Consider the following 14052-nt stretch of genomic DNA (forward strand, 5'->3'; position numbering starts at 1 on the left):
ATGGCCGCTAACGCCCCGCCTGAGGCCATTATCTGGACAAAAACTCCAGTTATTAGGGGCAGGGAGTACGACGGCGGTGCTCGTTTTGGGCTCTCAAGCTACCGTTCGCGCTGGAAAAGGTACAGCCCGCGGCCCGCTGCTTGTGGCTGCGGGACGCGGGCTGAGGCCCGGGGCGGTCTTGACCGGCCCGAATTCAAGTTTTGATGTAAACCGAGAATCGAGTCTAGTCGATCTGCGGGAAGCCGAGGTCAATGACCGAGGTGGACGGGTCAGGCCAGCGCGTGGTGACCACCTTTCCACGGGTGTAGAACCGGATGCTGTCCGGGCCGTACATGTGGGTGTCGCCGAACAGGGAGTTCTTCCAGCCGCCGAACGAGAAGGTGCCCACCGGGACCGGAATGGGCACGTTGACGCCCACCATGCCGGCGTCGACGTCGAACTCGAACTGCCGTGCGGCACCGCCGTCGCGGGTGAAGATGGCCGTGCCGTTACCGAACTCGTTCTCGTTGACCAGCCGGACGGCGTCGCTGTACGTGTCGACGCGGACGACTGACAGGACCGGGCCGAAGATCTCGTCGTCGTACACCTTCATGCCCGGCTTCACATGGTCCACCAGGCTGACGCCGATGAAGAAGCCGTTCGAATCGAACTCCTGCGAGCGCCCGTCAACGACCACGGTGGCACCTTCGTTTTCCGCTCCCGCAACGTAGGAGGCCACACGGTCCCGGTGCTCCCCGGTAATCAGCGGACCCATCTGGGAGGCCGGATCGGTTCCCGGGCCGATCTTCAGGCCCGCCATCCGGCTGGAGATCGCCTGCACCAGGTCGTCGGCGATGTTGCCCACCGCCACCAGGACGCTGACGGCCATGCAGCGTTCACCCGCCGAACCGTAGGCCGCGGAAACGGCAGCGTCTGCCGCCATGTCCAGGTCGGCGTCGGGCAGCACCACCATGTGGTTCTTCGCGCCGCCCAGGGCCTGGACCCGCTTGCCGTGGTCGGCCGCCCGCTTGTAGATCGACTGCGCGATGGGCGTCGAGCCCACGAAGCTCACAGCTTTCACGTCGGGGTGCTCGAGCAGGACGTCAACGGCTTCCTTGTCCCCCTGCACCACGTTCAGCACACCGGCAGGCAGTCCCGCTTCGGCAAAGGCCTCGGCAATGAAGATGGCGGCCGATGGATCCTTCTCGCTGGGCTTCAGCAGTACGGTGTTGCCGCAGGCCAGCGCGCTGCCGATCATCCAGAGCGGCACCATGGCCGGGAAGTTGAACGGGGTAATGCAGGCCACGACGCCCACCGGCTGGCGCACGGAGTGGACGTCGACGCCGCTGGAGACCTGCTCGGAGCGCTCACCTTTGAGCATGTGGGACAGGCCGGTGGCGAACTCGATGTTTTCCAGGCCGCGGGAAATTTCACCCGCGGCGTCGGAGAGGACCTTGCCGTGCTCGCTGGTAAGAATCGCCGCGAGCTCAGGCTTGCGCTGGTTCAGGATCTCGCGGACCCGGAAGAAAATGTTGGTGCGCTTGGCCAGGCTGGTGGCCCGCCACGCCGGCAGCGCGGCACGGGCGGCCGCGATGGCCTCCTCGGTCCGCGCCGCCGATGCGAGGGCAACCTGCTTCTCCTGCTCGCCGGTGGCGGGGTTGAAGACGGGACCGAAGCGTTCGGCGTCGCTGACGCGGTTGCCGTTGATGAAATGCGGAATCGTTTCCAAGGGACGTCTCTTTTCGTGTTTCAGAGGGGGGAAGAGTTGGTGGCAGGCTACTTGGCGGAGTCCAGCGAGCCGTCGGCGAGCTTGATGATCATGGAGCAGTCCTTGCCCGCTTCGCCGGCGTCGATGAGCTGCTGGAACAGCTGCTGGACGTGCTTGCCGATCTCGAGCGGTGTGCCGGTGTCCTCGGCGGCGCTGATGGCAAGGCCGATGTCCTTGTTCGCCAGTTCAGTGGTGAAGGTGGGCGCAAAGTCGTTGTTGGAGGCGGCGGTGGGGACCACCCCCGGCACGGGGTACCAGGTCCGCAGGGCCCAGGAGTCGCCCGAGGAAACGGACGCGATGTCCCAGAAGACCTGCTTGTCCAGGCCCAGCCTGTCAGCCAGGACGGCACCTTCGGCGGTGGACGCCAGGTTGATGAAGAGCATCAGGTTGTTGCAGATTTTGGCCGCTTGCCCGGTGGTGGCGCCGCCGGTGGGGATGATGTTGGCTGCCATCGGGCGGATGTAGCCCGTTGCGTCTGCGACGGCACCCTCCTCCCCGCCCACCATGAAGGTCAGCGTCCCTGCCTTGGCCCCGCTCATGCCGCCGGACACCGGGGCGTCCACAAAGCGGAAGCCGGCGGCAGCAGCGGCGTCGTGCAGTTCCTGGGCCGACGCGATATCGATGGTGGAGGAGTCCACCAGCAGCGTGCGGGTGTCAGCATGGCCGAGGACGCCGTCCTCGCCCAGGTAGACCGCGCGGGCGTGCTCACCCTTGGGCAGCATGGTGAACACCACGTCGGCGCCGGCTACGGCCTCGGCAATGCTGCCGGCCGGCTTCACGCCGGCTTCCTCGGCCGCGGCGAGCGCCGCGGGGTTGAGGTCGAAGCCGCGGACATCGTGCCCGGCCTTCGCCAGGTTAGCGGACATGAAACCGCCCATGTTTCCGAGGCCGATCCAACCGATTACTGCCATTTTGCAAGCTCCTTTGCTTTGGATCCGGCCGTGCGGGCCGGAAGGTCTGTGTCCACCATCACACCCTGCTAGAGTGCAATCAAGGGGAAAAATTACAGACGGTATGTGCACCGATGCACACCGATGCACACTGATGAAAGGCTTGCCGTGGACCAGAGGCGGCTTCCCAGCCCGGACGACCTGCTGATCCTGCTGACAGTGGCGCGCCTGGGCAGGTTCAACGCGGTGGCGGAAACGCTGGGCACCACCCACACCACGATCTCCCGCCGGATCCTCGCCCTGGACAGGCAGCTGGGCGGGCGAACTCTCGAACGTAGCCCCCACGGCTGGGAACTGACCCAGCTCGGCGCGTCGGCAGTGGAGGCGGCGGAGGCCATCGAGAGCACGCTCGGATCGCTCTCCGGCCTGATCAGCCAGGACCAAAGCGCCCTGTCAGGGCTGGTGCGCGTGGCGACGACGGACGGCGTCGGAGCCGTGTTGGTCACGCCCGCGCTGGTGCGGCTGCAGCAGCAGAACCCGCAGCTGAACATCGAGATGCTGAGCGCCACGCGGAAGGTCAGCCAGAACAGATCCGGCGTGGACCTGGAGATCGTGGTGGGCCGGACCGACGTCAGCAACGCCCAGACCATCTTCCTGAGCAACTATTACCTGCGCCTCTACGCCAGCCCCGGCTACGCCGCGGAGCACGGTCTGCCGGAAACGCTCGACGACGTCGGGCAGCACGGCTTTGTCTCTTACGTTGAGTCTGCGCTCCAGGTGGCGGAGCTGGGGCACCGCTGGTCCTCACAGCTGCCCATGCCCTCTTCGAGCTTCCAGGCCACGAGTGTGTTCGCCCAGATGGAGGCAGTGCGGCAGGGCGCAGGCATCGGGCTGCTGCCGAACTTCATGGTGGCGGGGCAGCCGGGCTTCGTTCCGGTGCTCGCCGATGACTTCGAGCGCCAGCTCCCCATCTGGGCGGTGGCACGGCCGGAATCCCTCCGCTCGGCCGCGGTGCAGGCGGTCGTTGCGTCACTCAAGGAGGAAGTGAAGGCACGGGCAGGAGTGCTGGCGGGCTGACGCGGGCGCCGGCACCCCTGCCGTCAGGCCTCGGCGCAGTTCAGGAGCCCCGTCAGGCCTGGAACAGGCGCCGTACCACCTGCCCTGATGCCAGTGCGTCCAGCCCCTCATTGATCTCGGTGAGCGGCCTGGTGTCGGTGTGCAGCAGCTCCACCGGCAGCCTGCCCTCGCGCCAGTAACCCAGGTAGAGCGGGATGTCCCGTCCGGGAACGGCGTCGCCCATGTAGGATCCGAGGAGCCGTTTGCCGGCTCCCGCGAACTGCAGCGCCGGCACCGTCAGCTCAGCCGAAGGATGGGGCAGGCCGACCGAAACCACAGCTCCGCCCCGCGTCACGTGCCCGAGGCAGGCGGCGATCACGCCGGCCGAGCCAACCGCTTCGATGGCGACGTCGACGCCGTCGCCGGCGGCCTCCTTGATGAGCCCGGCCGCGTCGTCGGGCGTCCCCACCGCCGTGGCGCCGCAGTCGAGGGCGAGCTGGTGCTTGCCCGGGTTGGGATCGATGGAGATCACGCTGCCGGCCCCGGCGAGGGAGGCGGCCATGACAGCGGAAAGGCCTACCGCCCCGAGCCCAAAGACGGCCACCGATTGGCCGGCCGTGACAGCGGCCGTATTCAGCACCGCCCCCATGCCGGTGAGCACAGCGCAACCGAACATCGCCGCGACGGTGTCCGGGACGTCGTCGTCAATCACCACCACCGATTCCCGGGCCACCACGGCGTAGTCGGCGAAGGCCGAGACGCCCAGGTGGTGGTTGATCCGCTCCCCCGACGGCGTCCGCAGCAGGGCATCGCCGTGCAGCAGATCGCCGGAGTTGTTGACCTCCGCCGCCCGGTGGCAGAGCGCAGGTCGGCCGGCGCGGCACGCACGGCAGTCCCCGCAGCTCGGGACGAAGACCAGCACCACGTGGTCTCCGGCCGACACGTCAGAGACTCCGGCGCCGACGGACACGACGCGCCCCACCGCCTCGTGGCCCAGCGCCATGGGAAGGGGCCGGACCCGCGAACCGTCCACCACGGAAAGGTCGGAATGGCACAGGCTTGAGTAGGTGATGGCAACGCCCAGCTCACCGGCGCGCGGTTCCGGCCGATCCAGCTCCTGCACCACCAGGGGCCGGGCGTCCGTGTAGCTGGGCTGCTGCGGTGCAGTATCGGCCTTGGCGACGGTTGAGTAGAGGACTGCTGCTTTCATGGAAATCCTTGGTGTCGGTGAACGGGCAGCTGCCCGGCCCCGCATGGGGGTCCGGGCAGCTGCTGGTTACTGGGTGGGGAACCGGTCTACTTCTTGCTCGCCGCGAGCAGGTCGGCAGTGCCCTGGGCGTCGGCCGCGTCCACGTCGTGGAGCGAGACGCCACGGGTCTCCTTCAGGAAGAACACGGCGACGGCGGTGATGGCGCAGGCGATGAGCAGGTAGATGGCCACCGGAACGGAGGACTTGTAGGTGGAAAGGAGCGATGCGGCGATGATCGGGGCCAGCGAACCGGCGACGATGGAGGTCACCTGGTAGCCCAGGGAGACGCCGGAGTAACGCATCCGGGTGGGGAACATTTCGGCCATGATCGCCGGCTGGCCGGCGTACATGAGCGCGTGGAACAGCAGGCCGATCATGATGGACGCCAGGATAATCATGTCGTTCCCGGTGTCCATCATCGGGAAGGCGAAGAAGCCCCAGGTGGCGCCCAGGATTGCGCCGGCCATGTAGACGGGCTTGCGGCCGAAGCGGTCCGACAGCTTGCCCACCAGCGGAACGGCAACGAAGTGCACGGCGTGGGCCACCAGCAGCAGCAGCAGGATCCGCGTCGTGTCGGCCTGGACCACGGTCTTGAGGTAGGTGATGGAGAACGTCACCACGAGGTAGTAGAGGATGTTTTCCGCAAAGCGCAGGCCCATGGCGGTGAAGACGCCACGCGGGTAGCGCTTGAAGACCTCGGCAACGCCGTAGCCCTTGTGCCCGGCCTCGACCTCTTTGCGGGCTTCGAGGAAGATCGGGGCGTCATTGACCTTGGTGCGGATGTAGTAGCCGATCAGGACGATCACCGCGGAGAGCCAGAACGCTACGCGCCAGCCCCAGCCAAGGAAGGCTTCCTGGGTCAGCGTCGAGGACAGGATGAACAGCACCGCCGTGGCGAGCAGGTTGCCCATGGGTACGGCCGACTGCGGCCAGCTGGCCCAGAAGCCGCGGGACTTGCTGGGGCTGTGCTCGGCGACGAGGAGAACCGCGCCGCCCCATTCGCCGCCGACGGCGAAGCCCTGCGCGAACCGCAGGAACACCAGGAGTGCGGGCGCCCAGTAACCGATCTGCTGGAACGTCGGCAGGCAGCCCATCAGGAAGGTGGAGACGCCCACCAGGATGATGCTCAGCTGCAGCAGCTGCTTGCGGCCGAACTTGTCCCCGAAGTGGCCGAAGACGATGCCGCCGATCGGGCGGGCAACGAATCCGACGGCGTACGTGAGGAAGGCGGCGATGATGCCGTCCAGCTCGGTGCCGGCGTTGGGGAAGAAGGTCTTGCCGAAGACCAGGGTGGCAGCCGAAGCGTAGAGGAAGAACTCATACCACTCCACGACGGTGCCGGCCATGGATGCCGTGACAACTTTCTTGAGGCCTGAGGCCTTGACGTCGGTTTCCTCTACACGCCTTGCGGCGGAGCTTTCCGTACTCATTGCAAACTCCTTCGGCGTCTTCCTCGACGCCACGGGGACCGGTCGATGGCGACGGGTGTGTGATGCACACCACGAACGCCGGATTCAACGAGTATGGTCTGCCGATGAAGCAAGCTCAACGCCAAATAGTGCAGGGCCCATCTGCATTTATGCACACAAGCTGCGTTGGCGTTGTCACGGCACGGCCGGCCCCGGCCGCGTGGAGCGGGCCTGAGGTCAGTTGAGGAGGTGCGCCCTGAGCTGGGCGTTCAGCTGGCCGATCTCCGTGAGGAAGCCGTCGTGGCCGATCGGGGAATCGATCATATGGACATCCACTGTTCCAGGCAGGGACTCGGCCAGTTCCTGCGACTGGGCGGGAAAGTACAGACGGTCCGACTCCACGGCGGCCACGAAGAAGTCGGCGGTGGTCCGGGCGAGGGTCTCCTTGAGCGTTCCCCGCCCGCGGGTGACGTCGTGGCTCATGAGCGCTTCCGTCAGGGCGATGTAGCTGTTGGCGTCGAAGCGCCGGACCAGTTTGTTGCCCTGGTGGTCGAGGTAGCTCTCCACCTGGTAACGGCCGCGGCCCGCCAGGGCATCGGCCTGCAGCGGCTGTTCAGCGGCCTGGGCGTTCCTGCCGAACCGGAAATCGAGTTCGTAGGCAGACCGGTATGTGATGTGGGCAATCCGCCGAGCGAGCGCCAGGCCATCCGCGGGTTCCGGTCCGCCGTAGTAGTCGCCGCCGTTGAAGTGGCGGTCCTGCCGAATGGCAAGCGTCTGTGCCTGCGCGAACGCGATCTGTTCGGCCGTGCTCCTGGCACCGACGGAGATGACACCGCAGCGCCGCACCCGTCCCGGGAAAGTTACTGCCCATTCGAGGGCGCGCGCCCCGCCCATGGAGCCGCCCACCACAGCATGCCAGCTGCTGATGCCGAGCCGGTCAGCCAGCCGCGCCTCGGCCGCCGTGGAATCCCTCAGCGTCACCAGCGGAAAGCGTGAACCCCAGGGCTTGCCGTCCGGAGCTGTCGACGACGGCCCGGTGGACCCGTAACAGCCACCGAGGATGTTAATGGAAATGACGAAGAACCTGTCGGTGTCCGCCGGCGCACCGGGCCCGGCGAGCTGTTCCCACCAGCCCTCTTCAGTTCCCGCGCCGCCCCGGGTCACGTGCGTGTCCCCGGTGAGGGCATGCTGAACGAGGATGGCGTTGGAGCCGTCCTCGTTGAGCGTTCCCCAGGTTTCGTAGGCCAGGGTCACGTCCGGCAGGAATCCCCCGGCCTCGAGTTCCAGGCTGCCGACGTTGACGTATTGGACAGTGCCGTTGGGGACGGTGCAGTTGGGAACAGTGCCATTGGGGACGGTGCCATTCGGAACAGTGCTGCTCCCAGCCGTGCCTTGCGGAGCCTTGCCGTTCGGTACTACGGCGGCGGGTACATCAGTGCTGACAGAAATCGTCATAGGTAAACCTCTTCTACGCGCTTGCCCGCCGGCAGCTGTCCGGCAGGCCAGGTCTTCACCCGGGGCACCCCACCGCGGAAGGAGGGTTGCCGGCCAGCAAGCCGGGGCTGTCGCTGGCACTCATGACCTGTTGCCCAGTTTACGAAACAGGCGGACATCTGCGCTAAGAATGTGACGGCTGTGTGACTCCCGGCCCCTCACGGGCCGGAAGCCACACCGGTAGCACGCGAAGTCAGGCGCCCTTTGCCGCGCGGAATCCGGCGTCGAGGTCGGCCAGGATGTCATCGATGTGCTCCAGGCCCACCGACAGCCGGACCAGGCCGGGGGCAACCCCCGCCACGGCCTGCTGCTCCGGCGTGAGCTGGCTGTGCGTGGTCGACGCCGGGTGGATGACGAGGGAGCGGACGTCACCAATGTTTGCCACATGGGAGTGCAGTTCCAGGGCATCCACGAAGCGCTTTCCGGCCTCGGCGCCGCCGGCCAGCGTAAAGGCCACCACCGCGCCGGTGCCCTTGGGCCCGTACTTCAGGCCGCGCTCGTACCAGGGGCTGGACGGCAGCCCGGCGTAGGCCACGGACTCCACGTCGTCCCGGGCTTCCAGCCAGCCGGCCACGGCTGCCGCGTTGGCCACGTGGCGCTCCACCCGAAGGCTCAGGGTTTCCAGGCTCTGCGCGATGAGGAAGGCATTGAACGGGGACACCGCGGAGCCCAGGTCGCGGAGCAGCTGGACGCGGGCCTTGAGGATGTAGGACAGGTTGGCTCCCAGGGCGCCGCCTGCGCCAAGGTCCCGGGCATAAACCAGCCCGTTGTAGGTGGGGTCCGGCGTATTGAAGCCGGGGAAACGCACCTGGTCCTTGCCGAAGTCGAAGTTGCCTGAATCCACGATGACGCCGGCAATGGCGGCACCGTGACCGCCGAGGTATTTGGTGGCCGAGTGCACCACGATGTCCGCACCCCACTCGAGCGGGCGGATGAGGTAGGGCGTGGACAGGGTGTTGTCCACGATCAGCGGCACGCCGGCCTCGTGCGCTGTCCGGGCAACGCCTTCGATGTCCAGCACGTCCTGCCGGGGGTTCGACACCACCTCGGCAAAGAAGAGCTTGGTGTTCGGCCGCACGGCGTCGCGCCACTGCTCCAGGTTGTCCGGGTCTGCCACGAAGGTGACGGAGACTCCGAACTTCTTCAGGGTGTGTGCCAGCAGGTTGTAGGTGCCGCCGTAGAGGCTGGGGCTGGCAACAATGTGGTCACCGGCCTCGGCGATGTTAAGGATGGCGTACGTTTCGGCGGCCTGGCCGGAGCTCAGGAGCAGTGCCGCAAGCCCTCCTTCCAGACTGGCGATGCGCTGTTCAACGGCATCCTGGGTAGGGTTGCCGATCCGGGTGTAGATAGGTGCGATCTCGGCCAGCGCAAAGCGGTCCGCTGCACTTTCGGCGCTGGGGAAGACGAACGACGTCGTCTGGTAGATCGGCAGTGCCCGGGCGCCGGTGGCGCCGTCCGGCGCCTGGCCGGCATGGATCTGGCGGGTTTCGAATGACCATGCGTTGGACATGAGGCTCCTCAGCTGTTGGGCGTGTGCTGGTCCCGGCACAGGCCCGCGCTTGCCACACGGCGGGCGCCACGCAGCCAGGTCTTCACCCGGGGCACCCCGCCGCGGTTGGAGGGTTGCCGGCCAGCGAGCCGGGGCTCTCTTCGCTGGCACTCATGACCTGCGATCAGTGTAGGAATGGGACTGTTACGCGCACAGCTTTGTGAAGAACTTCGTCAAAGTATGGACTTTTCGCGAGGTTAGGTGGACCTAAGCTGAGAGCCACCTCACAAAGTGCCAAGATGAGGTCATGCGCATGGATCACGTCTCTTACGCCTGTGAACACGATGGCCTGGCGGCCACCACCGAACGTATCTCCTCTGCCCTCGGCGTCGAAGCCGTAAAGGGCGGGGTGCACCCCCGGTTTGGGACCCGGAACATGATCATTCCCCTGGCCGGCCACAAGTACCTCGAGGTTGTTGAGGTACTGGACCACCCGGCGTCGGACAAGGCACCGTTCGGCCAGGCCGTCCGGGCCCGGTCCGCGGCGGGCGGCGGCTGGATGGGCTGGTGCGTCGAAGTTGACGACCTCGCCCCATTCGAGGAACGCCTGGGCCGCTCCGCGGTCAACGGCAACCGCAAGTTCCCCGACGGCCGGGAGCTTGTCTGGAAGCAGATCGGCATCCTGGGCCTGATCGCGGACCCGCAGGTCCCCTACATGCTGAAGTGGGAGGGCGATGCGGAGCTGCACCCGTCCAACGCCTATGACAGCAATGTGAAGATGTCCAGCCTCACGATCGCGGGCTCTGCCGAGCGCGTGACCGAGTGGCTCGGCGAGCCCGTCGAAAGGCCGCTGGAGGATGTCGCCGTGAACTGGGTCGCCCCGCACGGAACGCCGGGCATTCTCTCGGTCACGTTCGAAACCGCAGCGGGCGCCGTCACCATCTGACGCACTCTCCGCCCTTCACTTCGGCCGCCATCAGCGGGTGCCAATGACGTCACCCGCCGATGGCGGCCGAATCACTTTTAAGGGCCGGGCGCTTCCTAGCCCAGGCCGACCGCTTTGCCGAACAGGCTGAACCCGACGAACGCGACGATGTCCAGCATGGCGTGCGCGATGACGAGCGGCATCACCCTCCGGGTCCTGGTGTAGATCCAGGCGAAGACCACGCCCATGATGGCGTTTCCAATGAATGGTCCGAACCCCTGGTACAGGTGGTAGCTGCCGCGGAGCATTGCGGACACAAAGATCGCCAGCGGCACGGACCAGCCGAACTTGCCGAACCGGTCCAGCAGGTAGCCCACCACAATGACCTCCTCCACGACCGCGTGGCGCAGTGCGGACAGTATCAGCACGGGCACCGTCCACCAGTAGGCGTCCAGACCGCTGGGGATGATCGCCGTCGTAACGCCCAGGGCCCGCCCCGCGGCGTAAAGGCCCAGCGACGGGATCCCGATCAGGGCGGCCAGCCCCAGCCCCTGCAGCAGGTCCCTGCCCGGCCGGGCAAAGTTGAATCCCAGCTTCCGGAACGCCGAGCCGGCGTCGTGCCCGCCTCCGGCCTTCGCTTGGCGCTGGTCTGTCAAAAAGTAGATCACCAGCAGGACCGGCACCAGGGCGAAGATGATGTCCAGCAGCTGGTAGGTGAGGTCGAAGTACTCGCGCGTGCTTTGCGACCTGTTCAGCGTGGACGTCCCCTGCGCCAGCGGTGCCCGGGTCATTTTGTCCAGCAGCTGCACCACGGAGTAGACGGCGGACTGGCCGAGCGACAGCCCAAGGACGATCCAGACTTCGAACCGCAGCCGACGGCGGGAGGGAACCAACATGTTCCTATCTTGCCTGCACCGGCTGGTACTTTCCTGTCAGCCAGTCGGTTCCTGTCCGGCCGCGGGCTGACCCTATGCTGGGGAACTATGAGCGCTCCCGGGAAAATCATCATGATCCGGCACGGCCAGTCGGCGGCCAACGCGGATACCTCCATTTACAACAGGGTGCCCGACTACCGGATTCCGCTGACAGAGCTTGGCCTGGAGCAGGCGAAAGCCGCCGGGGAACGCATCCGGCGCGAGCTGGACGGCCGGCAGGTGAGCGTCTACGTCTCACCGTACCTGCGCGCCTACCAGACCCTTGAGGCACTGGATCTGGGCCCGCTGACGGAGCGGGTGATCGAGGAACCGCGGCTGCGCGAACAGGACTGGGCCAACTTCCAGATTTCCGGCGACATCGAGGACCAGAAGGAACTCCGCAACGCCTATGGCCACTTCTTTTATCGCTTCCGGGAGGGCGAGTCCGGCTCCGACGTCTACGACCGGATCTCCTCGTTCATGGAGACCCTGTACCGGCACTGGTCCAAGCCCGACTACTCCCCGAACGCCCTGCTGGTCACGCACGGGCTGACCATGCGCCTGTTCTGCATGCGCTGGTTCCACTGGTCCGTGGAGTATTTCGAGTCGCTGAACAACCCCGAAAACGCCGAGGTCCGCATGCTGGTGCGCAACAGCCTGGGCAAGTACGAACTCGACACACCGTTCACACAGTGGGTGGACCGGAGGGTGGACGAAACCGTGCTGGACGCCCCGCCGGTGATTTTCTGAGCCGTCTTCTTTTCTAGGCGCCGGCCACGAGCACTTCGGTGCCGCGGGCTTCGAAGGCGGCCTTGTCGGCCGCGGAAATGCCGGAGTCGGTGATGAGCCGGGTGAAGTTGTAGCCGTCCATGGTGGCAAACGCCCGGCGGCCCACCTTCGAGGAGTCTGCGATCACGTAGGACTCGCTGGCGCGGCTGGCCAGCAGGGCGTTGACCGTAGCCTCGGCCTCGCCGGTGTTGGTGGGCCCCACCTCCGGGTCGACGCCGTTGACCCCGATGAAGGCGATGTCCAGCACCACCTTCTGCATGATGATGTCCGTGTACGGGCCCACGAGTTCATAGGACCGCGGATTGAGGATGCCGCCGGTCACCATCACCTTGATGTTGGGCCGGACGGCAAGCTGGGAGGCGATATTGATCGCATTGGTGACCACGGTCAGGGTGGGCTGGTTCGACGGCGAGTTAAGGTCCTCCCGGGTGGCCAGGATCTGCGCGAGGGCGGTGCTCGTGGTGCCGCCGCATAGGCCGATGACCATTCCCGGGCTGATGAGCGCCGAGGCGGCCAGGGCGATCTCCTGCTTGGCCACGGCGTGGTCGTCCCGGTTGTACCTGCCGGGAAGGTCGTAGGCGAGGGCGCCGGTGGTGGCGCCGCCGCGGGTCCGGGTCAGCAGCCGCCGCTTGGCCAGGCTGTCCAGGTCCCGCCGGGCGGTGGCCGGTGACACGCCGAGCCGGGTGACGATTTCCTCGACTTCCACCTGGCCGGCCTCGGCAAGGAGATCAAGGATGGCCGTCAGTCGGTCGGTGCGTGTCATGCAGGGCCTTTCAAGATCCAAAAACGCCACAAGGAAATGACGCTTTGTGATTGTATCAGACCCTGAGCGATCATCTTGCGTCACTCCCGGGGGGAATGGCACCGCCTGACACTACCGTGCCCGCACCCCTGCACGCCACACCGCGTGGGTCAGCGGCATGCCGGGGCGGTAGGCGAGGTGGGTGGCGGACGGGGCGTTAAGGACGTGCAGGTCCGCCCGGTGTCCGACGGCGAGTGAGCCCACGGCGCGTCCGCCGTCGACGTCGTTACCGGACTCGCGCTGCAGCGCCAAGGCGCCGCCGTACGTCGCCGCCCGGACGGCCTCATGGACACTCAGTCCCATCTGGAGGACGGCGGTGGTGACGCAGAACGCCATGGAGCTCGTGTAGGACGTGCCCGGGTTGCAGTTGGACGCGAGCGCCACGGGCACGCCGGCGTCCAGGAGCTGGCGGCCGGGAGCCAGCGGCTGGCGGGTGGAGAGGTCGCAGGCCGGCAGGCAGGTGGCCACCGTTCCCCGCCCGCCCGTTCCCGCGGCGGCATCCCAGCCCGACCAGCCGGCGGCGAGGTCTGCGATGTCCTGCTCCGAAAGATAGTTGACGTGGTCCACGCTTGCCGCGCCGAACTCCACCGCGAGGCCGACGCCGGCGCCGTAGCCCAGCTGGTTGCCGTGCACCCGCAGCCCCAGGCCGGCGTCGCGGCAGGCCTGCAGCACGGCACGTGACTGTTCCTCCGAGAAGGCGCCCCGTTCGCAGAACACGTCGGCCCAGCGGACGTAAGGGCGGACCGCATCCAGCATCGGGCCGCAGACGAGCTTGGTGTAGTCATCCGCATCCGCCCCGGCCGGCACCAGGTGGGCGCCCAAATAGGTGACCTCGTCCGCCACCGTCGAGGCGATCCGCGCGCTCCGGGCTTCCTGCTCGACATCGAGGCCGTAGCCGGTTTTCGTCTCGAGGTACGTCGTGCCCTGCGACACTGCTTCGGCGACCCGGCCCTGCGCCAGCCGCGTAAGGTCGTAGTCGCCGGTGTTCCGGGTGGCTTCAGTGGTGACGGCGATGCCGCCGGCGCTGTACTCCTCCCCTGCCATCCGGGCCTCGAACTCCGCCGTCCGGTCGCCCGCGAAAATGAGGTGCGTGTGGGAGTCCACCCAGCCGGGGAGCACGGCCCGGCCGCCCGCGTCGACGGCTTCGTCGGCCGCGGGGGCGGCGGAGGCCTGGCCGATCCACGAGATCCGTTCACCCTCGATCACCACTGCCGCATTCTTGAGGACACGGTGCTCCGCGTCCTGGGTCATCAGTTCGGCGATGTTGGTGATCAGCGTGCTCATGGAT

At 66.9% G+C, this 14052-nt stretch carries 12 protein-coding genes and 2 riboswitches; of the genes, 3 read left to right on the forward strand and 9 right to left on the reverse strand.

The features are described from left to right. Nucleotides 1–223: 223 nt before the first annotated feature. Nucleotides 224–1708: a CoA-acylating methylmalonate-semialdehyde dehydrogenase gene (locus ACTHQX_RS03040; protein WP_440155563.1), complete on the reverse strand. Its 1485-nt coding sequence runs from the start codon at nt 1706–1708 to the stop codon at nt 224–226. A 47-nt stretch (nt 1709–1755) separates the two neighbouring features. Beyond that, nucleotides 1756–2658 carry a 3-hydroxyisobutyrate dehydrogenase gene (mmsB, locus tag ACTHQX_RS03045; protein WP_236807798.1) on the reverse strand — a complete coding sequence of 301 codons (903 nt, stop codon included), beginning with the start codon at nt 2656–2658 and terminating at the stop codon, nt 1756–1758. Nucleotides 2659–2781: 123 nt separating this feature from the next. Between mmsB and ACTHQX_RS03050 the strand changes: the two genes are divergently transcribed. Next, a complete protein-coding gene (locus tag ACTHQX_RS03050; protein WP_440155564.1) occupies nt 2782–3714 on the forward strand; it encodes a LysR family transcriptional regulator in 933 nt (310 codons plus the stop codon). A 52-nt stretch (nt 3715–3766) separates the two neighbouring features. Here the strand turns inward: ACTHQX_RS03050 and ACTHQX_RS03055 are convergent, their stop codons facing one another. From ACTHQX_RS03055 to ACTHQX_RS03070, 4 genes are all read right to left on the reverse strand, one after another. Next, nucleotides 3767–4903 carry an alcohol dehydrogenase catalytic domain-containing protein gene (locus tag ACTHQX_RS03055; RefSeq protein ID WP_440155565.1) on the reverse strand — a complete coding sequence of 379 codons (1137 nt, stop codon included), beginning with the start codon at nt 4901–4903 and terminating at the stop codon, nt 3767–3769. A gap of 86 nt (nt 4904–4989) precedes the next feature. After that, nucleotides 4990–6372, reverse strand: coding sequence for an MFS transporter (locus tag ACTHQX_RS03060; RefSeq protein ID WP_440155566.1), 1383 nt, complete (start codon nt 6370–6372; stop codon nt 4990–4992). A 216-nt stretch (nt 6373–6588) separates the two neighbouring features. Beyond that, nucleotides 6589–7806, reverse strand: coding sequence for a homoserine O-acetyltransferase MetX (gene metX, locus ACTHQX_RS03065; RefSeq protein WP_440155567.1), 1218 nt, complete (start codon nt 7804–7806; stop codon nt 6589–6591). Between the two features lie 12 nt (nt 7807–7818). Beyond that, a riboswitch (SAM riboswitch) is annotated at nt 7819–7934 on the reverse strand. Nucleotides 7935–8038: 104 nt separating this feature from the next. Next, on the reverse strand, nt 8039–9355 hold the full coding sequence (locus tag ACTHQX_RS03070; protein ID WP_440155568.1) for a bifunctional o-acetylhomoserine/o-acetylserine sulfhydrylase: 1317 nt from the start codon (nt 9353–9355) through the stop codon (nt 8039–8041). Between the two features lie 40 nt (nt 9356–9395). After that, nucleotides 9396–9513: riboswitch (SAM riboswitch) on the reverse strand. Nucleotides 9514–9641: 128 nt separating this feature from the next. Between ACTHQX_RS03070 and ACTHQX_RS03075 the strand changes: the two genes are divergently transcribed. Then, the gene (locus tag ACTHQX_RS03075; protein WP_102970773.1) at nt 9642–10280 is read left to right on the forward strand and encodes a VOC family protein; all 639 of its coding nucleotides are present in this window, start codon (nt 9642–9644) and stop codon (nt 10278–10280) included. Nucleotides 10281–10375: 95 nt separating this feature from the next. Here ACTHQX_RS03075 and ACTHQX_RS03080 read toward each other — a convergent pair whose 3' ends face one another. Further along, complete coding sequence (locus ACTHQX_RS03080) at nt 10376–11155, reverse strand: CPBP family intramembrane glutamic endopeptidase (protein WP_440155570.1); 780 nt, start codon at nt 11153–11155, stop codon at nt 10376–10378. A gap of 87 nt (nt 11156–11242) precedes the next feature. Here ACTHQX_RS03080 and ACTHQX_RS03085 point away from each other — a divergent pair, with 87 nt between their 5' ends. Beyond that, nucleotides 11243–11923, forward strand: coding sequence for a histidine phosphatase family protein (locus ACTHQX_RS03085; RefSeq protein WP_440155571.1), 681 nt, complete (start codon nt 11243–11245; stop codon nt 11921–11923). Between the two features lie 13 nt (nt 11924–11936). Here ACTHQX_RS03085 and ACTHQX_RS03090 read toward each other — a convergent pair whose 3' ends face one another. After that, the gene (locus ACTHQX_RS03090; RefSeq protein ID WP_236807790.1) at nt 11937–12725 is read right to left on the reverse strand and encodes a DeoR/GlpR family DNA-binding transcription regulator; all 789 of its coding nucleotides are present in this window, start codon (nt 12723–12725) and stop codon (nt 11937–11939) included. Nucleotides 12726–12836: 111 nt separating this feature from the next. Further along, nucleotides 12837–14048 carry an imidazolonepropionase gene (gene hutI / locus ACTHQX_RS03095; RefSeq protein ID WP_440155573.1) on the reverse strand — a complete coding sequence of 404 codons (1212 nt, stop codon included), beginning with the start codon at nt 14046–14048 and terminating at the stop codon, nt 12837–12839. Nucleotides 14049–14052: the final 4 nt, after the last annotated feature.

It is taken from the genome of Arthrobacter sp. SAFR-023, assembly GCF_051965295.1.
Taxonomy (GTDB): domain Bacteria; phylum Actinomycetota; class Actinomycetes; order Actinomycetales; family Micrococcaceae; genus Arthrobacter.